We start from the raw sequence: 24,415 nt of genomic DNA, 5'->3' as shown, positions 1-24,415 counted from the left end.
CGCTGTCAGATCGGCCGCGATTTCGCTGTCACATCGCTGGCACCCGGTGGCAGGGCGACGGCACGGCAGGTGACAGCCGTACGGAGCAGGCTCGTCGAGCAGAGATGAGGTGCGCGGTGGTCGCAGCGGCCGGAACGACGAAGAACGCGGACGACGGCAACGGAAGGCCGGAGGCACGCGGAGGCAGGGCGACGGCAGTGGATACGCCCCTGCCGCGCCCCCTGCTCCGCTCCGCCGTCGAGCTCTACCTCGACCTGCACGCCCACCCCGAGCTCTCCGGCCGCGAACACCGCACCGCCGACCGTCTCGCCGCCCGGCTCGCCGAGCACGGCTGTACGGTCACCCGTTCCGTGGGCGGCGGCCACGGACTCGTCGGGGTGCTGTGCAACGGCCCGGGCCCCACCGTGCTGCTGCGCACCGAACTGGACGCGCTGCCCGTCACCGAGGCCACCGGACTCCCTTACGCCAGCACCGTGCCCGGCGTCATGCACGCCTGCGGCCACGATCTGCACATCGCGGCGGTCGCCGGGGCGGTGGCGCTCCTCGCCGCCTCCCGGACCGCGTGGCGGGGCACGGTCCTCGTCGTCGGCCAGCCGGAGGAGGAGACGCTGAGCGGGGCCCGGTCCCTGCTGGAGGGCGGCCGGCTGTACGAGCGCTTCGGCGTCCCGGACGCGGTCCTCGCCCAGCACGCCGCCCCGCTCCCCGCCGGGACCCTCGCCCACGCGCCGGCCGGCGGGTCGCCCCTGATGGCGGGGAGCGTCGCCGTCGAGGCGGTCCTGCACGGCCGGGGCGGTCACGCGGCCACCCCGCACCTCAACGTCGACCCGGTCCTGATGGCCGCCGCCACCGTGCTGCGGCTGCGCACCGTGGTGGCCGAGGCGACCGCGCCCGCCGAACAGGCCGTGCTCACCGTGGGCTCGGTCCGGGCCGGCGAGCGCGGCAACATCACCCCGGACCACGCCGAACTCTCCCTCACCATCCGGGCGTTCACCGAACCGGCCCTCGACCGGCTGGCCGCCGCCGCCGAACGCGTCGTCCGCGCCGAGGCCGCCGCGTCCGGGGCCCCGCGCGCACCCGGCTTCACCGTCACCGCCCGCTCACCCGCCCTGCGCCCCGACCCGGCGCTGACCGCCCGGGTGCGCCGGGCCCACGAGGTGCTCCTCGGGCCCGGCCGGGTGCTGGACGTCGGCGGGTCGGCGGCCACCGAGGACTTCCCGCACTACGCGTCGGGCGGGGTCCCGGCCGCGTACTGGATGCTGGGGACCGCCGGGGCGGGACCCTGGAGGGCCGCCCGCGCCGGAGGCGCACCCGTACCGCCCAACCACGCCCCGGGTTTCGCGCCCGACGTCAGGGCCGCCCTGCCCGTCGGCATCAGGGCCCTGGCGGCTGCGGCCCGGCAGGTGCTGGGCCCGGGGCCCGCCGGGGACCGGGAGGCGACGTCATGACGCCGGGCCGGGCCGGGACCGCCGACGTCGTCGTCGTACGCCGCGACCGGGCGGCCCCGGCCGGGTGGACCACCGTCGTACGGCTGCTGGGGCTGCTTCCCGCGCACTGGGCCTGCCACACCGAGGTGGACCAGGACCGAGTGGTCCTGCGGGTCGAGCTGGCCGGGGCGACGGACACGCCGGCGGTGCGGCGGGCGGTGTCCCGCGTACTGGCGGACACGGCCCTGCGCGGCTGGGCGGAGGAGCCCCGCACCATCCGCTGAGCAGGCACCGAGCACGCACCCGAACCGAGCACGTACCGAGCACGCACCTGAACCGAGCACGCACTGGGCACGCACCGAGCACGCAACGACCACGCACCGAAGCACCCGTTCGGCACCCGACGAGCACTCGCCGTGCACGTGCCGAGTGGCCCCGGGCCCTCAGATCCAGCCGCGCTCCCGGGCCAGCAGCGCGGCCTGCGCCCGGCTGGCCGCGCCGAGTGTCTGCATCAGATCGGCGACGTGCCGCCGGTAGGTCCGCACCGACACCCCCAGCTCCCGCGCGCCCGCCTCGTCCTTGCCCACCGTGCACATCGACACCAGCACCCGCCGCTCGATGCCGGAGGGCCGGAGGGTGGCGGAGTCCGGGCCGCTCTCCGTGCCGTCGCCCGCCCGGGACAGCTCTTCGGCCTGGTCCCAGATCCGTTCGAACAGGGAGATGATGTTGGAGACCAGTCCGCTGCGGTGGGCGAGGAGCGCGCCCCGGGAGGTGTCGCGCGGGTCCAGCGGGACGAGCGCCGCCCTGCGGTCGTAGATCAGGAGCCGCTCGGTGGTGTCCGCCGTCACCCGGATCGCCGCCCCGTGCTCGGCCAGCTCGCGCAGATAGGCGGCGGTCGGCGGGTCCTGGAGCGCGACGCTGGAGACGACGTTGCGGATCCGCACCCCGCGCCGCAGGCAGCGCAGGTCCAGCGGCCGGGACCGGGCGATGTTCTCCGCCGACAGCCGGGTGTACGGCTCCACGGAGAGGATCTCGTCCCGGGCGAAGAACGCGAGGTCGTCGATCCGGTTACGGATCTGGGCGAGCCCCTCCAACTGCTCGATGCCGTGCGGAGGGGGCGTGCCGGTCCCCTGCTCCGCGCGTAGACCGTCAATGACGTGCCGCGACCGGGTGACGCGCTGCAACTCCTGATGGAGCGCGTGCAGCCGGACGTCCACCAGTCGGGTGAGGGCCACCTCGGGGTCGGCCGGAAAGATGCGCCGCTCGGCGTCCTCGGCGCGCAGCAGCCCGAGCTCCTGGAGCCGGGCGATCCGGGCGTGCGCGTCCCGGGGCCGTGAGTGCAGCAGGAGGTGGAGGTCGTCGGCGCGGGTGCCGGGGTTGCGCAGGAAGTGCCGGTAGATCTCTTCCTCGGCCTCCGGGACCCCGAAGACAGACATCTCGTTCTCGCCCACGTACGCCCCCGAATGCCTGATGCCGTGGGGGGCGTGCACCGAGGGGGATCGCCCCACGCCGCCCGCCCCGGCCGCCGCTCGCTCCGCCCGTGCCGTTGACTGTGCCCCGTACCGCAGATGTGACGCGCCGGCCGCGCGATCGTCCGCGTGTCCGTGCAATGGTCGGGCAAAGACTAGACGCTGGGATCTCTCCTGTGAGGATCCCCGGCAGAACTGTGTGCGAGACGGAGATGAACGGTGCGCGACCGTCGACGAGCGGCGCTGTCGGCACGACGGGCGGCGGGGCGGGCGCGAAGCGGGCGCCGGGGACGGGGATACGGGCGGCGGCCGGGGCGCCCGGATGACGCGGTTCGAGCCGTCGGCCCGGGGCGCCCGGGTGGTGCGGTTCCGGCCGTCGGCCAAGGGCACCGATGGTGCGGTTCCGGCCGTCGGCCAGGGGCACCGGATGGTGCGGTTCCGGCCGTCGGCCCCGGCGCGCTCGCCCGTTGCGGACGCGGCTGTCACCCCCGGGTCGTACCCTGGAGACCCCCGGTCCGTCCCACGCGTCGGGCCTATCGCGTTGCTCGCCCGCCGGCAGCAGCCTGCTGCCGGTACCCCCTGATCACCCGGACGGAAACTTCATGAGCCTGCACGGTCTGCTGGATGTCGTCGTTACGGACCCGGCGCTCGCCGAGGCGGTGAAGGCGGCCGGGGACGGGCACCGGTCCCACGTCGACCTGGTGGGCCCGCCCGGTGCGCGGCCGTTCGCCGTGGCCGCGCTGGCCCGGCAGACCGGCCGGACCGTGCTGGCCGTCACCGCGACGGGCCGGGAGGCCGAGGACCTGGCCGCCGCGCTCCGCACCCTGCTGCCGCCGGACACCATCGCCGAGTACCCGTCCTGGGAGACCCTGCCCCACGAGCGGCTCTCGCCCCGCTCGGACACCGTGGGCCGCCGCCTCGCCGTGCTGCGGCGCCTGGCGCATCCCCGCGAGGACGACCCGGAGACGGGCCCGGTCTCCGTCGTCGTCGCGCCGATCCGCTCCGTGCTCCAGCCGCAGGTCAAGGGGCTCGGCGAGCTGGAGCCCGTGGCGCTGGCCGGCGGACAGAGCGCGGATCTGGGGGAGGTCGTGGACGCGCTGGCTGCCGCCGCGTACTCCCGGGTCGAACTGGTCGAGAAGCGCGGCGAGTTCGCCGTGCGCGGCGGAATCCTGGACGTCTTCCCGCCGACCGAGGAGCACCCCCTTCGGGTGGAGTTCTGGGGCGACGAGGTCGAGGAGATCCGCTACTTCAAGATCGCCGACCAGCGGTCCCTGGAGGTCGCCGCGCACGGGCTGTGGGCCCCGCCCTGCCGCGAGCTGCTGCTCACCGACCAGGTGCGGGAGCGGGCGGCGGCCCTCGCCGAGCAGCACCCCGAGCTGGGCGAGCTGCTCGGCAAGATCGCGGAGGGCATCGCGGTCGAGGGCATGGAGTCCCTGGCCCCGGTCCTGGTAGACGACATGGAGCTGCTGCTCGACGTCCTGCCGCAGGACGCGATGGCGATCGTCTGCGACCCGGAGCGGGTCCGCACCAGGGCGGCCGACCTGGTCGCCACGAGCCAGGAGTTCCTCCAGGCGTCGTGGGCGGCGAGCGCGGGTGGCGGCGAGGCCCCCATCGACGTGGGCGCGGCCTCGCTGTGGGGCATCGCGGACGTCCGGGACCGGGCCCGCGAGCTGGACATGATGTGGTGGTCGATCTCGCCGTTCGCGGCCGACGCCGCCGACCACGACGACGACACCCTCCAGCTCTCCATGCACGCCCCCGAGGCGTACCGGGGCGACACCGCCCGCGCGCTCGCCGACACCAAGGGCTGGCTGGCCGACGGCTGGCGCACGGTGTACGTGACGGAGGGCCAGGGCCTCGCCACCCGTACGGTCGAGGTGCTGGGCGGCGAGGGCATCGCGGCCCGCCTCGACGCGGACCTGACCGAGCTCACCCCGTCCCTGGTGCACGTCTCCTGCGGGGCCATCGAACAGGGGTTCGTCGACCCGGCGCTGAAGCTCGCCGTGCTCACCGAGACGGACCTGACCGGCCAGCGCACCGCCACCAAGGACCTGGGCCGGATGCCGGCCCGCCGCCGCAAGACGATCGACCCGCTGACGCTGGAGGTCGGCGACTACATCGTCCACGAGCAGCACGGTGTCGGCCGGTACGTGGAGATGGTGCAGCGCACGGTCCAGGGCGCCACCCGCGAGTACCTGCTCGTCGAGTACGCCCCCGCCAAGCGCGGCCAGCCGGGCGACCGCCTCTACATCCCCACCGACCAGCTGGAGCAGGTCACCAAGTACGTCGGCGGCGAGGCCCCGACGCTGCACCGCCTCGGCGGCGCGGACTGGACGAAGACCAAGCAGCGGGCGAAGAAGGCGGTCAAGGAGATCGCCGCCGACCTGATCAAGCTCTACTCCGCCCGGATGGCGGCCCCCGGCCACGCCTTCGGCGCGGACACCCCCTGGCAGCGCGAGCTGGAGGACGCCTTCCCGTACGCGGAGACGCCCGACCAGCTGTCCACGATCGCCGAGGTCAAGGAGGACATGGAGAAGACGGTCCCGATGGACCGGCTCATCTGCGGCGACGTCGGCTACGGCAAGACGGAGATCGCGGTCCGGGCGGCGTTCAAGGCGGTCCAGGACGGCAAGCAGGTGGCGGTCCTCGTCCCCACGACCCTCCTCGTCCAGCAGCACTACGGCACGTTCACCGAGCGCTACTCCCAGTTCCCGGTCAACGTCCGCGCCCTGAGCCGCTTCCAGTCGGACACCGAGTCCAAGGCCACCCTCGAAGGGCTGAAGGACGGGGCCGTCGACCTGGTCATCGGCACCCACCGCCTCTTCTCCTCCGAGACGAAGTTCAAGGACCTCGGCCTGGTCATCGTGGACGAGGAACAGCGGTTCGGCGTCGAGCACAAGGAACAGCTCAAGAAGCTCCGCGCCAACGTCGACGTGCTCACGATGTCCGCGACCCCCATCCCCCGTACGCTCGAGATGGCGGTCACCGGCATCCGCGAGATGTCCACGATCACCACCCCGCCGGAGGAGCGCCACCCGGTCCTCACGTTCGTCGGCCCGTACGAGGAGAAGCAGATCGGCGCCGCCGTACGGCGTGAACTGCTGCGCGAGGGCCAGGTCTTCTACATCCACAACCGGGTCGAGTCCATCGACCGGGCCGCCGCCCGCCTCCGCGAGATCATCCCGGAGGCCAGGATCGCCACGGCCCACGGCCAGATGTCGGAATCGGCCCTGGAACAGGTGGTGGTGGATTTCTGGGAGAAGAAGTTCGACGTCCTGGTCTCCACGACGATCGTCGAGTCCGGCATCGACATCTCCAACGCCAACACCCTGATCGTGGAGCGCGGCGACAACTTCGGCCTCTCCCAACTGCACCAGCTGCGCGGCCGGGTGGGCCGGGGCCGCGACCGGGGCTACGCCTACTTCCTCTACCCCCCCGAGAAGCCCCTGACGGAGACGGCCCACGAACGCCTGGCCACCATCGCCCAGCACACGGAGATGGGCGCGGGCATGTACGTGGCGATGAAGGACCTGGAGATCCGCGGCGCGGGCAACCTGCTCGGCGGCGAGCAGTCCGGCCACATCGCGGGCGTCGGCTTCGACCTGTACGTCCGCATGGTCGGCGAGGCGGTCGCCGACTACCGGGCCCAGATGGAGGGCGGCGAGCAGGAGGAGCCCCCGCTGGAGGTCAAGATCGAGCTCCCGGTCGACGCACACGTCCCGCACGACTACGCCCCTGGCGAGCGGCTGCGCCTCCAGGCCTACCGCGCGATCGCCGCGGCCTCCTCGGAGGACGACATCCGCGCGGTCCGCGAGGAGCTGACCGACCGCTACGGCCCGCTGCCCGAACCGGTCGAGAACCTCCTCCTGGTCGCCGGCCTGCGCATGCTGGCCCGCGCCTGCGGCGTCGGCGAGATCGTCCTCCAGGGCTCCAACATCCGGTTCGCCCCGGTGGAGCTGCGCGAGTCCCAGGAACTGCGCCTGAAGCGCCTGCACCCCAAGACGGTCATCAAGCCGGCCGCCCATCAGATCCTGGTCCCGCGGCCGACGACCGGAAGGATCGGCGGCAAGCCGGTCATCGGCCGCGAACTGCTGGCGTGGACGGGGGAGTTCCTGACGACGATCCTGGGCTCCTAGCCCCGCGTACCGAGTGAACGACGGGCCGCGCCGGGCTGACCGGCGGGGCCCGACGCGTCTGGCCCCGGAGCCGCTACGGCGTCGCGGGCCGCTTGAACGCGGCCCACACTGTCTTGCCCACGACGTGGTGGTCGACGCCGAAGTCCGCGGCGAGTTCACCGACGAGGAACAACCCGTGTCCTGAGCAACTGCTCTCGTCCGCGCGCTGAATCTCTGGCCGCCCGCCGCCGCTGTCCCGGACCTCCAGTCGTACGAGGTCGTCCGTCAGGTCGAGCCGGACGGCGAATTCCCGTCCCGGTGGGACGCCGTGGAGCAGGGCGTTGGTCGTCAGCTCCGAGGCGCAGAGCTCTATGTCGTCGATCAGGTCCGTGAGCTGCCACTCCCTGAGGACATGGACGACGAAATCGCGTGAGGCACCGACGGATGTGCGCCGTCGGGGGAAGCGCCGTAACTGCGAAGAGGACACGGTGGTTCACCGCCTTGCTCGTGGGCCGTAACGAGATGACCGTACTGCTATTCGCGAAAGGCGGCAATGTACTCTTTGGGGTGTTCGACGGAGTCGCCTACCGTGTGCACCGGCAAGGTCCGTCGTCGGCGAAGGAGGAGGCCATGGGCGAGGGTGAAGTGATCAGCGCGTCCGCTCACTACCTGACGACGGCGGAGGGCGGAAGCGACGTCTGGAGTGCCGAGGCGGCGTCGGCGGGACGACGGGGCACGCAGAAGATCGTGAGCGCCGGTCAAGTCGTCGCCCCGGAGCGCGTGGCCGGCCTGCTCGCGGTGGAACAGGGCGGACAGGTCGTCGGGCGGCGGCGGATCATGTATCTCGACGGCGAACCGTGCGAGTTGACCGACACCTACTACCCCCTGGAGATCGCGCGGGGCACAGGGCTGGCCGGCACGGCGAAGATCCGGGGAGGAGCCGTCCGGCTGCTCGCCGAACTCGGGCACGTGGGAGTCCGTGCCAGGGAAGACGTGGCCGCTCGCATGCCGTCCGAGAGTGAACGGGCGGAGCTGGCCCTGAGGATCGGTGAGCCGGTCCTCGAACTGACCCGGCTCACACTCGACGCGCACGACCGGCCGATCCAGGCCGATGTGATGGTCATGCCTCCCCGGGGTCAGAGGCTGCGGTACGAGATCAGGATCGGATGACGGTGCACGGACCTGAGGCGGGAGAAGCGGACGGCCGTCCGCTGCACGAGCGGATCGCCGCCGATCTGCGGGACGACATCATGTCCGGGGACCTGGCTCCGGGCGACAGCCTGCCGTCCACCACGCAGTTGAAGGAGCGGTTCGGCGCGGCGAACGCCACGGTTCAGAAGGCCTTGCAGCTCCTCAAGGGCGAGCATCTCGTGGTCGGCAGGGCAGGCGCGTCGGTGACCGTACGCGAACATCGGCAGCGCACGATACGGCCCGCCGCGTACATGGCGCCGTCCCCTTCGGGAGAGCCCTACCGCTGGCTGACCGAGGCGGCGAACTCCGGCACGCGCGCCCGCAGCACGCTCCTGGACGTTACGCAGACCGAACCGCCGGCGGACGTCGCGGACGCGCTGGCGCTCCAGCCGGGCGGCACGGCGATCCTCCGCCACCAACTCCTGTCGATCGACGACGAACCTGCGGAACTTGTCTCCTCGTACTACCCGCCGGACATCGCCGAAGGCACTGCCATCACCGAACGCCGCCGCATTCCGGGAGGCACGCCCACCCTCCTGGCCTCGCTCGGCCACCCTCCCCGGCTCAGCGTGGACCGGGTCTCGGCCCGCGTCGCGACGCAGGAGCAGTACCGGCTGCTCCGGCTTCCCGGGGACCTTCCGGTTCTGCGCACGCTGCGGGTGGTGTTCAGCGACGACGACCGGCCCATCGAGGCCACGGTGATGGTCAAGGCGGGTCACCTGTACGAGGTTCAGTACGAGTTCGCGCCCGAAGCCGACTGATACCGCCGGCCTGTCACCGGCTGCCCGTCCGCCGACGCCCCGGCCCCTCCGGGGTGAAGATCAGGCCGGTGAGGGACCGGAAGCGGCACCGTACTGTTCTGAGTGCTCCACCCAGCCCAGAGAAATGTGCACCAGCTTCAGAGGGGCGGTCGTGCTCAGACCAGGGTGGAGATACAGAACGGGTGGCCTGCGGGATCCAGCAGGACCCGCCACCGGTCGGGTTCCGGCTGGAATTCGGGCTTGACGGCTCCCAGAGCGAGCAGGCGAGCCTGAGCGGAGTCCAGGTCGTCGACACCTAGTTCTATGTGGGCCTGCTTCTCCTGAGTGGGGTCCGGCCAAGTGGGGCGGCGGTAGTCGGTGAGCCGGTTGAATCCCAGTCCGGCAGCTCCCTCTTGGCCGAGCAGGGCGAAATCGTCGGTGGAGAAGACCACAGGCAGGCCGAGGGCCTTTCCGTAGAAGTGGGCCAGCTCGGCGGGGTCAGGGCAGTCGAAGGTGACAGCCGAGTAGCGGAACGTGGATGCTGACGTGTCTTCAGGGCTCATGAGGGAGAAGCTATGAGAGATCTAGGACAGGCTGGGTCCTATTCGCGATGGGGCGGCACGTTCGCTCACCTACTGTGACTGGCCTCCTGGGTGTCCACTCAGGCCACGTCGGTGTCCCGATCGATAGCCTGAGGACGGTTCTTGAGCCGGTAGCTGTTGCCGCTGATGGAGAGAGCTCGCAGTGGTGCAGGAGGCGGTCGAGGATCGCGGTGGCGAGGACTTCGTCGCCGAAGACCTACCCCCACTCGCTGACGGCCTGGTCCGAGGACAGCAGCTCAGGCCAGGGTGACGTCCATGCCGCCCTGGGCCAGGACATCGAGGACCACGCCGAACAGGTCGTAGGGCCGGCCGTCCGGTGTCAGGGCCTGGGACAGGTGCTCGCGTGCTGTCGCGGCTTCGCGCCAGAGCAGGGTCGCGGGGGCGGTGTAGCCGAAGGCGCCGCGCAGGCAATCGTCGACGGCGGCCACACAGCCGCCGAAGTAGCCGCCCGGGCCGTTCACCGCCTCGCCGAGCGCCAGGTAGAGGCCCGGTCGGTCGGTGACGTGTCGGCCGTCGAGTTCGTAGGCGTGACCGGCCGGCCGGTCACGGTGGGTGCGCTGGCAGGTCCGCTCCCGGACGAGGTCGAGCCAGGCTCCGCGGTGCCGGGTGTCGAGGCCGGCCCAGGAACCCCGGGTGTCCGGCGGCCCGGCGAACCACCGCTCCCAGATGGGCCGGGCGTACGGGGGAACGGGCGTGAAGTCTCCGTCGAGCTCCAGGTCGATCCGGTCCGTCCCGCAGGACGATGGGCGCCAGGCGCTGACGCGGGCCCGGAGCGGGCGTTCGGTGAGCGGCGTGCCCCGGTCGTCCCGTATCTCCAGGGCGGCCTGTTCCAGGTCCAGCGCCCGCCGGGTGCCCTTCACCAGTGCCGCCCGCAGCTGATCACCCGGGGCGAGCCCCCGCAGGACGAGCGGGGGCGCCGACCGTACGGACGGCAGGACGCGGCCGAACTCTCGGCAGGAGCCCAGCCAGCGGTGCCCATCGTGCACGCGCACCCGGCCCCTGTGTCCCTCGGGCGGGCCTTCGTAGTCGTCCAGGCCGGTGAGTACGAGACTGTCCGTCCCCAGGGGCCGGCCTACGCTCTCCGCGTCCTCCAGCAGCCAGGGATCGAGCGTCTCATCGTCCGGCACCAGCCACACCCGGTCGCCGACCCAACCGCGCACGTCTGCCTGGGGCACCCAGCCGAACAGCTCGTAGGTCCCCTGCGGGGCCTCTCCGAACAGCCCTTCCACCTCGGCGCAGAGGCCCCAGGCATGCCCGTGCTCCTTGCTGGCGAGCGTGTACCGCGCGCGCCCGCGATGGCCCTCGTCCTCATGCACAGGGGGATCATGCCGGGACCAGGTCTCCACGGCGAGGGCTTTTCGCGCGCAGTCGGTCGCGATGCCTCGAATGCAGTCGGCCATTGACCACCCGTACGCACAGCAGGAGCGAGGCGACGGGCGCATCGCCGCCCTCGTCGAGGCCGGTCCCGACCCGGCCGAGTCGTTGGTCTCCTTCGCGGCGGTCGGCGCGGGGCCCCGAGGCGAGCTGCGCGTGAAGGCGGAGCCGCGTACCGACGAGGAGGCCACCGCGCCGTGGCGGGCGCTGGGGGTGCAGGGGCGCGAGCGGCGGGTGGAGCGGCTGGGAGAGCCCTGGCCGGAGGTCATCGGGTCGGGGATGGGCCGCCGAGAACACTCCGGACATCGGGAAGGGGTGACCGGGCCGGGGCGCCCCCGTGTGCTGAAGCGCGGTCATGGAAACCCCTCCGGCGGGGAAGACGCCCATAGGATTCACGGCGTTCGGTTCTCTCCCCGTCAGGACGGCTTCACGTGACAGCTCCCCGTACGCACCGCCGCCGTACGCACCGAGCGGCGGCCCTGCCCGCCATCGGGGCTCTCGTCGTGATCGCCCTGGCGGGCGGCTGCGGACCCGACGGCCTCGCGGGCGACGGCGGCGGAGCCGGCACGGGCGGCGGGACCAACGGCGGCGCGCAGTCCGCCGAGGGCTTCGGCGTCAGCCCGCTGGACAACCCCGACGGTACGAAGCCGGGCCTGGCCCCCCTCACCACCGACGCGGACCGGGCCGCCGCCCGGGAGATCATCGAGAAGGTGGCCACCAAGGGACGCGGCCCGAAGACCGGCTACGAGCGGAAGAAGTTCGGCTACGCCTGGAAGGACGGGATCGACGGCATCCCGCTCGCCCGCAACGGCTGCGACACCCGCAATGACCTGCTCGCCCGGGACGGCAAGGACATCGAGCACAAGGCCGGATCCGACTGTGTGGTCATGTCGATGACCCTCCAGGACCCCTATACCGGCGAGAACATCGACTGGCGCAAGCGGCGGGCCACCGAGGTGCAGATCGACCACGTGATGCCACTGTCCTACAACTGGCAGATGGGCGCAGCCCGCTGGAACGAGGCGAAGCGTGAGCGGATCGCCAACGACCCGCTCAACCTCATCCCGGTGGACGGCCCGGCCAACAACGCCAAACGGGACTCCGGCCCCGCCTCATGGCTGCCGCCGTACAAGCCGATCCGCTGTTCCTACGCCGTACGGTTCGCCCAGGTCTCGCTGAAGTACGAACTCCCGGTCACGGCCGCCGACAAGCGGGCCATGCTCACCCAGTGCGGCGGCTGAGCGGCTGCCGTGCCGCAGCCGCCGCACCGGGGAGCGGGCGGGTCTCAGACCTTGCCGCCGCAGATGACGTCGTACGGCCGGCCGATCGCCATCATCAGCTGCATCGGCTCCGTGGTCGCCGCCGGGCACTCGGTCTTCTCCTTGACGAGGCCGAGGACCTTGAAGTCGTCCGCCCCGGCCGAGGCGCAGGCGATCTCCTTGGCCGTCGCCGAGATGCAGTCGCCGTCGACCAGCTGGCCGCCGCCGGCGCCCGCGTCGCCGGGGTGGTCGCCCGTCAGGTTGCGGCCGCAGACCGTGTTGGTCGGGATGCCGCCGCCCTTCTTGTCGTCGCCGGAGCCGAAGACCCGGGAGACCTGGATGATCAGGTCCGTTCCGGCCGGGCACTGGATCGCGTTGGGCAGGAAGCTCGCGTCCTCGATCTTCAGGGCCTTGAAGGTCGCGCCCGTCTCGTCGCAGTCGAAGGCGCGGTAGCCGTCCGGCTTGTTCTCCGGGTCGGGGCCTCCGCAGTCACCGATCTCCCACGAGCCGCCCTTGCCGTCCGACGCGGACGAGGACGACGAGGACGACGAGGACTTCGAGGAGTCGTCGCCGAAGATCTTGGACGCTCCGTAGCCCAGACCCAGGATCACCGCGAGCACCACCAGGCTCTGGAGGCACCCGGCGCCTCTCCGGGGGCGGGGCGGTGTACTGCCGGGCTGGGTCATGGTTCTGCTCCTTGACGAGTGGCGCACAGGGTGCGAAGTCACGGGTGGGGACGCGACATGGACACCTCATGGTTCCGGCTGGTTCCGGCCGGAACCGGCCGGAACCAGCCGGTGGGCGGGCGCGGTGGGCGTGCGGTGGTTCCGAGGCGATATTCGCTGGTCGGAGATGCCGAGGCTGTTTAGGGTCGCGCGTATGGACCTGCACATCACCACCCTTGCCGAGCGCCCCGAACTGGCCGACGCCCTGGACCGGATGCCGGACACCTGGCCGGAGTTCATGCTGGAGGACCTCGTCGGCTGGGCGAACTTCCCCCGGATCGCCGTCGAGTTCCCCCAGTACGTGCTCGTCGCCACCGACCCCGAGGGCGTCGTGGTCGCGCGCGCGTTCAGCGTGCCCTTCCTGCTGGACACCCCCGGACGCGGCGACCTGCCCGTCGGCGGCTGGGACCAGGTGATGCTGTGGGCGTTCTCGGACCTGCGGCGCGGGAACACCCCCGACACGGTCAGCGCGATCGACATCACGGTCGCCACCGGCCATCTGGGCAAGGGGATATCGGGCCGGATGCTCGCCGCGCTGCGCGACAACGCGCGTCGGCTGGGCTTCGGACAGGTCGTCGCCCCGGTGCGGCCGAACGGCAAGCACCTGCGGTCCGGCCTGCCGATGGAGGAGTACGCCCGGCTGACCCGCCCCGAGGACGGGCTGCCCGAGGATCCCTGGCTGCGGGTCCACGCCCGGGCGGGCGGCACGGTGGACTCGGTCGCCACGGTGTCGATGACGGTGAGCGGTTCGCTCGCGCAGTGGCGGGAGTGGACCGGGCTGCCGTTCGACACGGACGGTCCGGTGGAGGTCCCGGGGGCGCTCCTCCCGGTGCACTGCGCGCTCGCGCACGGTTACGCGGTCTACGTCGAGCCCAACGTCTGGGTGCGGCACCAGCTGTGATGCCCGGACGCCCGGGTACGACGTCCCCCGTGCCGGGCCCCGCCCCCGGTGAGACGGTCGTGCCCGACAGGCGCTGATCCGGGGGTACGACGTGGTGCTCGTCGCGGACGGCCGACACCACGTCGGTCCGGCCGGGACCCGGCCGCCGGGTGCGCGTACTACCGGCGGCCGAGGTCGACTTCACACGGGCGGGGCCCGGCACCGGCCGGGTGACCGGGGCCTGCGGGGCCGCGGGCGGGGCGCGGCACAACGGTGGGGTACAACCCGGGGTCGGCCGGTCGGTGGAGGTGTATACGCTCACCCCACACGTCCGACATACGCGTCCCAGGAGCAGCACATGCACGGCTACGGCCCGACGCCGCAGCAGCAGACGACATCCCGGCCGTCCCCGGCGACGCTCGCGACGGTGCGCGTGATCCTCGTGGCGGTGACCGTGCTGAGCTGCGGCCTGTTGGGCTGGGTGGCGATGCTGCGGCTGGCGATCGTCACCCGCAGGCCGCGGGACTGGTTCCTGCTCGCGGTCGTGATCGTCCTCAACGTCGCGCTGTTCGCCTTCATCCTGGCCACACCGGACGACCCCGACGAGATGTCGGACGCGGCGGCGCTGTTGATGTTGCTCTGGATCGTCGCCCTGCTGGCCGGGGTGATCACCTATTACCTGTACGTGGACATCCGCCACTACAGCTCCCTCCGTTCCCCGGCCCCGTACACCGCTCCCGGGCACCCCGCACCGGTGCCGTACCAGCAGCACCCCGCACAGCAGCAGCACCGCAGTCACCACCAGCCCCAGCGCCCGCCCCAGCACCAGCCCCAGCGTCCGCAGCCCAACCCGTACACCGAGCCGACCCCGCCGCCCACGCCCACCCCCGCGCCCCGGCGCCTCGACCAGGTCCGCGCCGAGCTGGACGAGCTGAGCGACTACCTCCGCAAGGAGAACAGGGAGGGCGAGGGCCGGTGAGCGGGCGGATCATCGCCGACCGGTACGAACTGGCGACCATCCTCGGCCAGGGCGGCATGGGCCAGGTGTGGACGGCCTACGACCGGCGACTGGACCGCCGCGTCGCCGTGAAGCTGCTCCGCCCCGACCGGGTCGCCGGACCCACCGGCGGCGACGCCGCCGACGAACTGCGCCGCCGGTTCGTCCGCGAGTGCCGGGTCACCGCGCAGGTCGACCACCCCGGCCTGGTCACCGTCCACGACGCGGGCAGCGAGGACGACGACCTCTACCTCGTCATGCAGTACGTCGAGGGCGCCGACCTCGCCGACCATCTGGCCGAGCGGGACCCGTATCCCTGGCCGTGGGCCGTCGCGGTCGCCGCCCAGCTCTGTGCCGTCCTCTGCGCGGTGCACGCGGTGCCGATCGTCCACCGCGACCTCAAGCCCCGGAACGTGATGGTCCGGCCCGACGGCACCGTCACCGTTCTCGACCTCGGCGTCGCCTCCGTCCTCGACACGGACACCACCCGCCTCACCCACACAGGTTCACCCATCGGCTCCCCGGCCTACATGGCCCCCGAGCAGGCGATGGGCGGCGCGGTCGGCCCGTACACCGACCTGTACGCCCTCGGGGTGCTCCTGCACGAACTCCTCAGCGGTGACGTGCCGTTCGCCGGGTCCACCGCGCTCGGCGTGCTGCACCGCCACCTCTACGAGCCCCCGCTCCCGGTCCGGAAGACCCGCCCCGAGGTCCCCGTCGCGCTGGAGGCCCTCGTGCTGCGGCTCCTCGCCAAGGACCCCCAGGACCGGCCCGCCTCCGCCCAGGAGGTGTACGAGGACCTCGCCCCGCTGCTGCCCAAGCACGGAACCCCCGCCGAGCCGCTCGACCCGACGCGCCCGTTCCTGCGCCCGCACGCCCCCTGGCCGGACCGGGCGGCCACCCCGGCCTCCGTGCCCGCACCCGCCACCTTCGCCGCGACGCCCCCCTCCCTCGGCGCCCCGCCGCCCTTCACCCCGCCCCCGGCCGCCCCACCGACCCCCGCACGCCCCGCCCCCCTGCCGCCGGGCACCCCGCCGCCGCCCGCCCGGCCGGACGTCGCGCGGGCCGTGGACGAGGTCAAGAAGCTGCTCGGCGAGGGCCGGATCACCCAGGCCGTGGACGTCCTCGGTGCCACCCTTCCGGCCGCCGCCGCCGAGCACGGCGAGCACTCACCGGTCGTCCGTATCCTGCGCAAGCAGTACGCCGCGACCCTGATGGACGACGGTCAGTACCGCCGCGCCCTGCCCGAGCTGCGCCGCCTCGCCGATGACCGTGCCGCCGAAGCGGGCCAGGCCGACGCCCACGCCCTCCAGTTCCGCTACGACGCCGCCCAGTGCCTCGAACAGCTCGGCGAGGCCGGGGCCGCGCTGGTCGAGTACCGCGCGATCCTCCCGTACTACGAGAACGCCTACGGGCCGATCGCCTCCGACCCCGGCCGCGCACTCGACATCCGGCACCGCATCGGGCAACTGCTCCTGGCGGTCGGCGACCACACCGCGGGCCGGGCACAGCTCCAGGCCCTGCTGTACGACGCCGAGCGCACCTACGGGCCGCACCACCCGCTGCCGATGGACCTGCGCCGTCTGCTCAGCCATCAACGGGACGTCCGCGGAGGCTGACAACACCCCCCGCACCACCCCACCGCGGTACCTTCCCGACCCCTCTGCCGACCACTTTCCAGGCCGTCTTCCCGACCACATCCCCAACTCCTCCCGAATCGTTGGTCGAATCAGTGGCACCGGCCACCTCCACTGCCTAACATCGATCACCGCAAGGCTTTGTGCACTGATGCACAAACTCTCCCCGGGAGGCTCCTTTGCACCGCCGTCGTCGCACCGCGTTCGCCGTCCTCGCCGCGACACTCGTCGCCGCGCCACTCCTTTCGGCCTGCGGCAACCAGTCCCACCCCGGCGCCGCGGCCGTCGTGGGCGGCGAGCGGATCGAGGTGTCGACGGTCCAGGGCCGGGCCGCGGACGTCCGCAGCGCCCAGGAGGGCTCCCCGGAGGCCGCCCAGCTGGTGAACAAGTCGGGCCAGCTCAACCGCGCGAAACTGCACGGGCTGATCTTCGGCCGCATCCTCGACCGCGCCGCCGCGGACGCGGGGGTCACGGTCTCCCGCAAGGAGATCCAGGAGATGCGGAAGGCCAGCGGCGCCCAGCAGGGCGGCGAGGAGCGGTTCGAGGCGATGATGCTCCAGCAGCGCTGGGTCGCCCCGGACCAGATCGACGCCGACATGCGCCAGGAGGTCCAGCTCCCGAAGCTGGCGGAGGCGCTCGGCGTGGACCTCGGCACACCGGCCGGCCAGCAGGTCGTCGGCGAGGCCCTCACCAAGGCGTCGAAGGCCCTCGACATCGACGTCAACCCGCGTTTCGGCACCTGGGACGACCAGAAGATGCAGCTCGGCGACTACAGCGCGCCGTGGATCACCCAGGTCACCGAGTTCACGCCGAAGGACTCCCCGGCGGGCGCCTGAAGCAGCGGGCGCCCGAACATGCGGGCGCCCGAACATGCGGGCGCCCGAGCCTGCGGGCCGGGGGCCCCGGGGCCGGAGGTAGGTTCGCAGGGTGAACGCCGAAGCCTCCGACGCCCCCGTCGAGACCCCCGCCGACCCGGGCCGCATCGTCCTGCTCACCGCCAGCCACCGGGTCGCGCCCGGCCTGCTGTCCTGGCCGGCCTGGCAGACGCTGCACGCGGCCGACCGGGTCCTCGTCGCCGGTCCGGACCACCCGCAGCTCCCCTACCTCCGCGAGGCGGGCGTAGCCGTCGAGCACGCCACACCCTCCGCCGACGAACTGGTCGCCGACTGCGCGGGCGGCCGGACCGTCGTCGTCCTGGTCGGCGGCGAGGGCGACAGCCGTCTGACGGACGGCCTGGCCCGGCTCGGCGGCTCGGGCCGGGTGGCCATGCCGGACCTGGAACTGCTCCCCGGCTCCTACGACCTGCCCGGCGCTCGTCTGCTGGACCTGGTCCAGGTCATGGACCGCATCCGCCGCGAGTGCGTCTGGACCTCGCGGAAGACACACCGGGGCCTCGCCAAGTACGCCATCGAGGAGGCGTACGAACTGGTCGAGGCGATCGAGGACGGTGACCGGGCCGAACTCCGCGAGGAGCTCGGCGACGTCCTGCTCCAGGTCGTCTTCCACGCCAGGATCGCCGAGGAGGATGTCGAGGAGCCCTTCGCCATCGACGACGTCGCGGGCGGCCTCGTCGAGAAGCTGATCCACCGCCACCCGCACGTCTTCGGCGACGAGAGCGCCGAGACCCCCGAGGACGTCCGCGCGCACTGGCTGCGCACCAAGGCGATCGAGAAGCAGCGGACCTCGGTCACCGAAGGCGTCCCCCTCGGCCAGCCCGGCCTGGCCCTCGCCGCGAAGCTGGCGAGCCGCGCCCGTACGGCGGGCCTCGACGTCCCCCTCCCCACGGGCGACACCGTCGGCTACGAACTCCTGGCCCTCGCCGTACGTGCCGAGGCGAGCGGCACCGACCCGGAGGCCGCCCTGCGCGCGGCGGCCCGCGCCTACCGCGACGCGATCGTGGCGGCGGAGGGCTAGGCGGGTGAGCACGGTGACCGCGGGGGTCCGCACGAGGGGGCGGGGACGGTCGGGGACGGGCGTGGACGACGAGCGGGCTCAGAAGGCCGCGGAGACGCCCCGGGCGATCACCGGGACGCCGCCCGATAACGTCGAGGAGTGAACGACAGCCCCGCCCCCCGCGCCCCTGAGCCCTCGGCCTGCCCCCACAACGCCCCCGGCGCGACCCCGGCGGACGCCCCGGGCGCCCCCGAACTCTTCACCTGGGAGTTCGCCACCGACCCCTACCCCGCTTACGCCTGGCTCCGCGAGCACCGTCCCGTGCACCGCACCGCGCTGCCCAGCGGGGTCGAGGCCTGGCTCGTGACCCGGTACGGGGACGCCAAGGCGGCGCTCGCCGACGCGCGGCTCTCCAAGAACCCGGCCAACCACGCCGAGTCGCCGCACGCCAAGGGGAAGACGGGGATCCCGGGGGAGCGCAAGGCGGAGCTGATGACGCATCTGCTCAATATCGACCCGCCGGACCACACCCGGCTGCGCCGGCTCGTGTCCAAGGCGTTCACCCCGCGCCGGGTCGCGGAGTTCGCGCCCCGCGTGCAGGAGCTGACGGACCGGCTCATCGACGACTTCGTGGAGAAGGGGAACGCCGACCTCATCCACGACTTCGCCTTCCCGCTCCCCATCTACGCCATCTGCGACCTGCTCGGCGTCCCCGAGGAGGACCAGGACGACTTCCGCGACTGGGCGGGCATGATGATCCGGCACGGCGGCGGGCCGCGCGGCGGGGTCGCCCGGTCGGTGAAGAAGATGCGCGGCTACCTCGCCGAACTCATCCACCGTAAGAGGGAGAACCCGGGCGACGACCTGATCTCCGGGCTGATCCGGGCCAGCGACCACGGCGAGCACCTCACGGAGAACGAGGCGGCCGCCATGGCGTTCATCCTGTTGTTCGCCGGGTTCGAGACGACGGTCAACCTCATCGGCAACGGGACCTACGCGCTCCTGCGCCACCCCGAGCAGCGCGCCCGGCTGGAGGCCTCCCTGGCGGCGGGGGAGGACGCGCTGCTGGCCACCGGCATCGAGGAGCTGCTCCGGTTCGACGGGCCGGTCGAGATGGCGACCTGGCGGTACGCCACCGAGGCGCTGACCCTGGGCGGCGAGGAGATCGCCGCCGGGGACCCCGTACTCGTGGTGCTGGCGGCGGCCGACCGCGATCCGGAGCGGTTCACGGATCCGGACACCCTGGACCTTGCACGGCGTGACAATCAGCACCTCGGATACGGGCACGGCATCCACTACTGCCTGGGGGCGCCGCTGGCCCGGCTGGAGGGACAGACCGCGCTGACCACACTGCTGAGACGCCTTCCTGACCTGCGACTCGCGGGAGAACCTGGCGATTTGCGCTGGCGCGGCGGGCTCATCATGCGTGGACTGCGCACCCTTCCGGTCGAGTTCGAACCGGGCCGTCGAACCGAAAAAACTGACACAGTGTCAACTCTGTGACTTTCACGTGATCTGCGCTGCATCGACTTGTGACACACGTTCGAGTCCCGCTAGGTTCACGGTTCGACGCGTCGGTCACACCTTGCTCACGCGTCACCTGTGCGCCGAAGCAGACACGGAGTCCGGCACGGAGTCCGCTGCGCGGCGCTCGGGCCACTCGCTTGTCAGTCGCACGGAAGGCATACCCATGGGCTCCGCGAACGGCAGACACCGCCGCCCTCGTCAGGCACCCGCCATCATCGTCGCCGCGGGCGTGACGGGTTCGGCCATCGCCATCCCGCTGCTCGGCGCCGGCGGCGCGCACGCGGCCGAGGCCACCACCTGGGACCGGGTCGCCGAGTGCGAGAGCGGCGGCATGTGGAGCGCCGATCTCGGCAACGGCTACTACGGCGGGCTCCAGTTCTCGCAGGAGACCTGGTCGGCGTACGGCGGCACCGCGTTCGCGCCCCGCGCCGACCTCGCGAGCCGATCGCAGCAGATCTCCGTCGCCGAGAAGGTCCTGGACGACCAGGGCCCGAAGGCGTGGCCCAGCTGCGCGGTGATCTCCGGCCTCGCGGTGGACGGCGGCCTGCCCGGCGTCGACCCGGGCACCTCCCCGTCCGCGGATCCGTCGGTGGACCCCTCGACGGACCCCTCGGCCGACCCGGCCTCTCCCCCGACCGACGAAGCGGACTCAACCGGTGGCTCCGGTGGCTCCGGCAAGGGCGGGAAGAGCGGTGAGGCGGACGGGAGCGGCAGTGGTGGCGCGGAGAAGGGGGGCGAGGCTCCCGACTCCTCGGTGACGCCCTCCGCCCCGCCCGCCTCCGACGCCCCCGACGCCTCGGACCCCTCCACCGCCCCCGACGCCTCGGCGGACGAGGGCGGCAAGGGGGGCAAGCACCGGGGCGCCCCCGCGCCCGAGGAGGCCGACGCGGGCCGGCAGGACGGTCCCCGCGACTCCGGCCGGCACGCCTCGCGCGGCGAAGGCGACGCGCGGGACGGCGGCGCGGCGACGGCCGACGGGTACACGGTGCGGCCCGGGGACAACCTCTGGACGATCGCCGACGCCCAGGAGGTCCCCGGCGGCTGGACCGGCCTGTACGAGACGAACAGGGGCCTCCTGGGCTCCGACCCGGACCTGATCCTGCCCGGCCAGAACCTGGACCTGGGCCTGGACCGGGGTGCGGTCGAGGACGGTGACCGGGGTGCGGGCAAGAGCGCGGACCCGGCCGCGCCGGAGGGCGCCGAGACGCCCGCCGCCAACTGAGCGAATCGGGAAAACCCCCCGAAAATCGAGGCAGTTAAGAGGCCTATGTCCACTTTGTGTAAGTGAGACATGGGTCTCTTTGCTTCAACTGGCGCGCTCCGTCCGGCTGGTCCGGATGCATCGCCCCCCACCTGCGGAAACACCCCCAAGGCCATGGCGAGTTCGGGCTGATTGCCCCCTATGTCCATCTTTGAATGTCGGGGTTGCCTGTGTTTACGGTCGGAACCGCTCGCACCGCGGGCCCCGTCGACCGTCACGCCGAATCCTGCCGTCGGTCGAAGGGAACAGACGCGTAAGCGCCGTAGGCAGGAGCGGGGGACCCAGGTAAGCCGCCGGGTCCGGACGCCTCGTCGAACCGACGAGGACGTACGGGACCGGCTAGGGGTGAAGTCGCGAGCAGCACCGCGCGACCGGGCAACTCATCAGCCCGAACCCGACAGCTCACCTCGTAGGCGTCGGTGAGGAGATTCGTTCCATGCTGCTGAACAGCAAGGGCAAGCACCGCCGCCCGTCCAAGGCCACCCGTATCGCCACCCTCGCGGGTGTCACCGGTGCCGCCATCGCGGTCCCGCTGATGGGCGCGACCAACGCTTCCGCCGCCTCCGTCGAGACCTGGGACGCCGTCGCCCAGTGCGAGTCCGGCGGCAACTGGTCCATCAACACCGGCAACGGCTACTACGGCGGACTGCAGTTCTCGCAGTCCAGCTGGGCCGCCGCCGGCGGTACGCAGTACGCCTCCCGTGCCGACCTGGCCTCCAAGGACCAGCAGATCGCCACCGCCGAGAAGCTCCTCGACATGCAGGGCCCGGGCGCCTGGGCCTGCGCCGGCGCCGGCGGCCTCACCAACGACGGTGTGGACCCGGGCGTGAACACCGGCTCCGGCTCCGGCGAGAGCAAGCCCGAGCAGGCGCAGCCCGAGCGCCAGGCCGAGCAGCCCACCACGCGCTCCGAGCAGCGCGAGGCCCCCAAGGCCGAGAGCAAGAAGACCGTCACCACCCCGACCGGCGAGAAGGTCCAGAAGGGCGACGGCGAGTACAAGGTCGAGGCCGGCGACACCCTGAGCACCATCGCCGAGGCGGAGGGCGTCAAGGGCGGCTGGAGCAAGCTCTTCAAGCTCAACGACGACATCGTCAAGGACGCCGACCTGATCTTCCCGGGTCAGCAGCTCCACCTGAAGTAACAGCCGTCTCTCCTCCCCGGAGGAGAAGCGTCCGGCGGCACTTCTCCTCGCACGGCTCCCCGGCCCGGCGCGCTCGTCCCACCAGCGCGCCGGGCCGGGTTCTTCGTGGCGGCGGGGCGCCGATGGCCCGCATGTGTTCACCTCTTGTCATTACCGCTCAGTAGGTTTCTAGAGTTTTGTCCCGTGATGCAGGTTCTTGGGCCCTTTTTCGTCCCAGGAGGCGGGCGGTCGGCTGGCCGACGTGGCCGGGCCCGATAGGCTCGTGCCGCAAGGCCACAGTGACCCTGCACAACCAGTGTCAGATCCCAGAAGGAGATGCCTCGTGCCGTCCATCGACGTCGTCGTAGCCAGGGAAATCCTCGACTCCCGGGGCAACCCCACGGTCGAGGTCGAGGTTGGCCTCGACGACGGCAGCACGGGCCGTGCTGCTGTTCCGTCCGGAGCCTCCACCGGTGCGTTCGAGGCCATCGAGCTTCGCGACGGTGACCCCAACCGCTACATGGGCAAGGGTGTCGAGAAGGCCGTCCTCGCCGTCATCGAGCAGATCGGCCCGGAGCTCGTCGGGTACGACGCCACCGAGCAGCGCCTCATCGACCAGGCGATGTTCGACCTGGACGCCACCGAGAACAAGGCCTCGCTCGGCGCGAACGCCATCCTCGGCGTCTCGCTGGCCGTCGCGCACGCCGCTTCCGAGGCGTCCGACCTGCCGCTCTTCCGCTACCTCGGCGGCCCGAACGCGCACCTGCTGCCCGTTCCGATGATGAACATCCTGAACGGCGGCTCGCACGCCGACTCCAACGTGGACGTCCAGGAGTTCATGATCGCCCCGATCGGCGCGGAGTCCTTCTCCGAGGCCCTGCGCTGGGGCGCGGAGGTCTACCACACGCTGAAGAAGGTCCTCAAGACCAAGGGCCTGTCCACCGGACTCGGCGACGAGGGCGGCTTCGCCCCGAACCTGGAGTCCAACCGCGCCGCCCTGGACCTCATCGTCGAGGCCATCAAGGAGGCCGGTTACGTTCCGGGCCGCGACATCGCGCTCGCGCTCGACGTCGCCGCGTCCGAGTTCTACAAGGACGGCGTCTACGAGTTCGAGGGCAAGTCCCGCTCGGCCGCCGAGATGACCGAGTACTACGAGGAGCTCGTCTCCGCGTACCCGCTGGTCTCCATCGAGGACCCGCTGTACGAGGACGACTGGGCCGGCTGGAAGGTCATCACCGACCGCATCGGCGCCAAGGTCCAGATCGTCGGCGACGACCTCTTCGTCACCAACCCCGAGCGACTGGCCCGCGGCATCGAGGAGGGCTCCGCCAACGCCCTGCTCGTGAAGGTCAACCAGATCGGTTCGCTGACCGAGACCCTGGACGCCGTCGAGCTGGCCCAGCGCAACGGCTTCAAGTGCATGATGTCGCACCGTTCCGGCGAGACCGAGGACGTCACCATCGCCGACCTCGCCGTCGCCGTGAACTGTGGCCAGATCAAGACCGGCGCACCGGCCCGTTCGGACCGCGTCGCCAAGTACAACCAGCTGCTGCGCATCGAGGAGATCCTCGACGACGCCGCGGTGTACGCGGGCCGTTCCGCCTTCCCGCGCTTCAAGGGCTGACCCGTAGTCGTAGGACGGTAGCCTCCGCCCGTCCCCGCACCCGGTCCCGTACCGTGTGCGGGGACGGACGTGCGTAACGGGGAGGCGGGAGACATGGCCGGGAAGGACCGCGACCGGTTCTCCACCGCGACCAGGCTGCGACTGCTCGGCGAGCAGACCGCGGCCCGCGTGTACCGATCCCAGAACCGCCGGCAGGCCCGCCGCTCCCGGCTCACCGGCCGGGCCGCGTTCCTGGCGCTGGTGGTCTGCTCCCTGGTGGTGGCGCTCGCCTACCCGATGCGGCAGTACGTCTCCCAGCGCGACGAGATCGCCGAGCAGGAGCGGCTCTCGCAGCAGGCGGAGCGGCGCACCGAGGAGCTGCGGGACGAGAAGGCACGGCTCCAGGACGACGCGTACATCATGCGGCTGGCCCGCCAGCACCTCCACTACGTCCTCCCCGGGGAGACCGGCTACACCGTGGCCGACCCCGACGCGGCCCGGGACCGCCGCGGCGAGTCGGGCGCGAGCGACCGGCCGTGGCACTCGAACCTCTGGGACGGCGTGGACAGCGCCGACCGGGCCGACGACCGCGATTGAA

Annotated in this window: 22 protein-coding genes, 1 pseudogene and 1 riboswitch; of the genes and pseudogenes, 17 read left to right on the top strand and 6 right to left on the bottom strand. The window is 72.2% G+C overall.

Annotated features, from left to right (window positions below; translation table 11 throughout):
* Positions 1–104 precede the first annotated feature (104 nt).
* Complete coding sequence (locus ACH4RG_RS23680) at positions 105–1,445, top strand: amidohydrolase (RefSeq protein WP_397928275.1); 1,341 nt, start codon at positions 105–107, stop codon at positions 1,443–1,445.
* Complete coding sequence (locus ACH4RG_RS23675; RefSeq protein ID WP_397921141.1) at positions 1,442–1,708, top strand: hypothetical protein; 267 nt, start codon at positions 1,442–1,444, stop codon at positions 1,706–1,708. Before ACH4RG_RS23680 ends, ACH4RG_RS23675 begins: the two co-directional genes overlap by 4 nt.
* 159 nt (positions 1,709–1,867) lie before the next feature.
* Here ACH4RG_RS23675 and ACH4RG_RS23670 read toward each other — a convergent pair whose 3' ends face one another.
* Positions 1,868–2,875 carry a helix-turn-helix transcriptional regulator gene (locus ACH4RG_RS23670; protein WP_397921143.1) on the bottom strand — a complete coding sequence of 336 codons (1,008 nt, stop codon included), beginning with the start codon at positions 2,873–2,875 and terminating at the stop codon, positions 1,868–1,870.
* A gap of 620 nt (positions 2,876–3,495) precedes the next feature.
* On the opposite strand from ACH4RG_RS23670, the gene mfd reads away from it, so the two are divergent.
* Positions 3,496–7,029 (top strand): transcription-repair coupling factor, encoded by a 3,534-nt coding sequence (gene mfd / locus ACH4RG_RS23665; RefSeq protein WP_397921145.1) that lies wholly within the window; start codon positions 3,496–3,498, stop codon positions 7,027–7,029.
* A 73-nt stretch (positions 7,030–7,102) separates the two neighbouring features.
* On the opposite strand, the gene ACH4RG_RS23660 is transcribed toward mfd, so the two are convergent.
* Entirely contained in the window at positions 7,103–7,495 is a 393-nt protein-coding gene (locus ACH4RG_RS23660) for an ATP-binding protein (protein WP_398540203.1), read from the bottom strand.
* A gap of 143 nt (positions 7,496–7,638) precedes the next feature.
* On the opposite strand from ACH4RG_RS23660, the gene ACH4RG_RS23655 reads away from it, so the two are divergent.
* Positions 7,639–8,178, top strand: coding sequence for a GntR family transcriptional regulator (locus ACH4RG_RS23655; protein ID WP_397921149.1), 540 nt, complete (start codon positions 7,639–7,641; stop codon positions 8,176–8,178).
* The gene (locus ACH4RG_RS23650; RefSeq protein WP_397928267.1) at positions 8,175–8,960 is read left to right on the top strand and encodes a GntR family transcriptional regulator; all 786 of its coding nucleotides are present in this window, start codon (positions 8,175–8,177) and stop codon (positions 8,958–8,960) included. Before ACH4RG_RS23655 ends, ACH4RG_RS23650 begins: the two co-directional genes overlap by 4 nt.
* Positions 8,961–9,115: 155 nt before the next feature.
* Here the strand turns inward: ACH4RG_RS23650 and ACH4RG_RS23645 are convergent, their stop codons facing one another.
* The 3 genes and pseudogenes from ACH4RG_RS23645 to ACH4RG_RS23635 all read right to left on the bottom strand — a co-directional run bounded on the left by ACH4RG_RS23645 (position 9,116) and on the right by ACH4RG_RS23635 (position 10,857).
* Positions 9,116–9,502, bottom strand: coding sequence for a VOC family protein (locus tag ACH4RG_RS23645; protein WP_398540202.1), 387 nt, complete (start codon positions 9,500–9,502; stop codon positions 9,116–9,118).
* Between the two features lie 98 nt (positions 9,503–9,600).
* Positions 9,601–9,758 (bottom strand): annotated as a pseudogene (locus ACH4RG_RS23640) (ATP-binding protein); the annotation flags it as partial.
* A 19-nt stretch (positions 9,759–9,777) separates the two neighbouring features.
* On the bottom strand, positions 9,778–10,857 hold the full coding sequence (locus ACH4RG_RS23635; RefSeq protein ID WP_398540201.1) for a hypothetical protein: 1,080 nt from the start codon (positions 10,855–10,857) through the stop codon (positions 9,778–9,780).
* 70 nt (positions 10,858–10,927) lie between these two features.
* Here ACH4RG_RS23635 and ACH4RG_RS23630 point away from each other — a divergent pair, with 70 nt between their 5' ends.
* Together ACH4RG_RS23630 and ACH4RG_RS23625 are read left to right on the top strand one after the other, a co-directional pair.
* Positions 10,928–11,350, top strand: coding sequence for a hypothetical protein (locus ACH4RG_RS23630; RefSeq protein ID WP_397921153.1), 423 nt, complete (start codon positions 10,928–10,930; stop codon positions 11,348–11,350).
* On the top strand, positions 11,347–12,156 hold the full coding sequence (locus ACH4RG_RS23625) for an HNH endonuclease family protein (protein ID WP_397921155.1): 810 nt from the start codon (positions 11,347–11,349) through the stop codon (positions 12,154–12,156). The genes ACH4RG_RS23630 and ACH4RG_RS23625 overlap by 4 nt, the downstream gene beginning before the upstream one ends.
* Positions 12,157–12,200: 44 nt before the next feature.
* Here the strand turns inward: ACH4RG_RS23625 and ACH4RG_RS23620 are convergent, their stop codons facing one another.
* Positions 12,201–12,860, bottom strand: a complete 660-nt coding sequence (locus ACH4RG_RS23620; RefSeq protein WP_397928261.1) for a hypothetical protein — start codon at positions 12,858–12,860, stop codon at positions 12,201–12,203.
* A gap of 193 nt (positions 12,861–13,053) precedes the next feature.
* Between ACH4RG_RS23620 and ACH4RG_RS23615 the strand changes: the two genes are divergently transcribed.
* The 10 genes from ACH4RG_RS23615 (at position 13,054) to ACH4RG_RS23570 (ending at position 24,414) form a co-directional block, all read left to right on the top strand.
* Positions 13,054–13,800 carry an N-acetyltransferase gene (locus ACH4RG_RS23615; RefSeq protein WP_397921159.1) on the top strand — a complete coding sequence of 249 codons (747 nt, stop codon included), beginning with the start codon at positions 13,054–13,056 and terminating at the stop codon, positions 13,798–13,800.
* Between the two features lie 337 nt (positions 13,801–14,137).
* Positions 14,138–14,758: a hypothetical protein gene (locus ACH4RG_RS23610; RefSeq protein WP_398540200.1), complete on the top strand. Its 621-nt coding sequence runs from the start codon at positions 14,138–14,140 to the stop codon at positions 14,756–14,758.
* Positions 14,755–16,395, top strand: coding sequence for a protein kinase (locus tag ACH4RG_RS23605; protein WP_398540199.1), 1,641 nt, complete (start codon positions 14,755–14,757; stop codon positions 16,393–16,395). Before ACH4RG_RS23610 ends, ACH4RG_RS23605 begins: the two co-directional genes overlap by 4 nt.
* A 197-nt stretch (positions 16,396–16,592) precedes the next feature.
* The gene (locus tag ACH4RG_RS23600; protein WP_397921165.1) at positions 16,593–17,249 is read left to right on the top strand and encodes a SurA N-terminal domain-containing protein; all 657 of its coding nucleotides are present in this window, start codon (positions 16,593–16,595) and stop codon (positions 17,247–17,249) included.
* A 91-nt stretch (positions 17,250–17,340) separates the two neighbouring features.
* Positions 17,341–18,327: a nucleoside triphosphate pyrophosphohydrolase gene (locus ACH4RG_RS23595; RefSeq protein ID WP_398540198.1), complete on the top strand. Its 987-nt coding sequence runs from the start codon at positions 17,341–17,343 to the stop codon at positions 18,325–18,327.
* A gap of 138 nt (positions 18,328–18,465) precedes the next feature.
* Positions 18,466–19,809 (top strand): cytochrome P450, encoded by a 1,344-nt coding sequence (locus ACH4RG_RS23590; RefSeq protein WP_397921169.1) that lies wholly within the window; start codon positions 18,466–18,468, stop codon positions 19,807–19,809.
* Positions 19,810–19,996: 187 nt separating this feature from the next.
* Positions 19,997–21,055 (top strand): transglycosylase family protein, encoded by a 1,059-nt coding sequence (locus ACH4RG_RS23585; RefSeq protein WP_398540197.1) that lies wholly within the window; start codon positions 19,997–19,999, stop codon positions 21,053–21,055.
* Positions 21,056–21,342: 287 nt separating this feature from the next.
* A riboswitch (cyclic di-AMP (ydaO/yuaA leader) is annotated at positions 21,343–21,525 on the top strand.
* Positions 21,526–21,530: 5 nt separating this feature from the next.
* On the top strand, positions 21,531–22,235 hold the full coding sequence (locus ACH4RG_RS23580) for a transglycosylase family protein (protein ID WP_397921173.1): 705 nt from the start codon (positions 21,531–21,533) through the stop codon (positions 22,233–22,235).
* A 322-nt stretch (positions 22,236–22,557) separates the two neighbouring features.
* Positions 22,558–23,838 (top strand): phosphopyruvate hydratase, encoded by a 1,281-nt coding sequence (eno, locus tag ACH4RG_RS23575; RefSeq protein WP_007456034.1) that lies wholly within the window; start codon positions 22,558–22,560, stop codon positions 23,836–23,838.
* A 93-nt stretch (positions 23,839–23,931) separates the two neighbouring features.
* A complete protein-coding gene (locus ACH4RG_RS23570) occupies positions 23,932–24,414 on the top strand; it encodes a septum formation initiator family protein (protein WP_397921175.1) in 483 nt (160 codons plus the stop codon).
* The last annotated feature ends 1 nt before the right edge of the window (position 24,415 follow it).

Origin of the sequence: Streptomyces sp. NPDC021019 (assembly GCF_044333295.1) — a bacterium.
Taxonomy (GTDB): Bacteria; Actinomycetota; Actinomycetes; order Streptomycetales; family Streptomycetaceae; genus Streptomyces.
The sequence above is the reverse complement of the archived record's forward strand: the minus strand, read 5'-3'. Positions and strand labels throughout refer to the sequence as shown.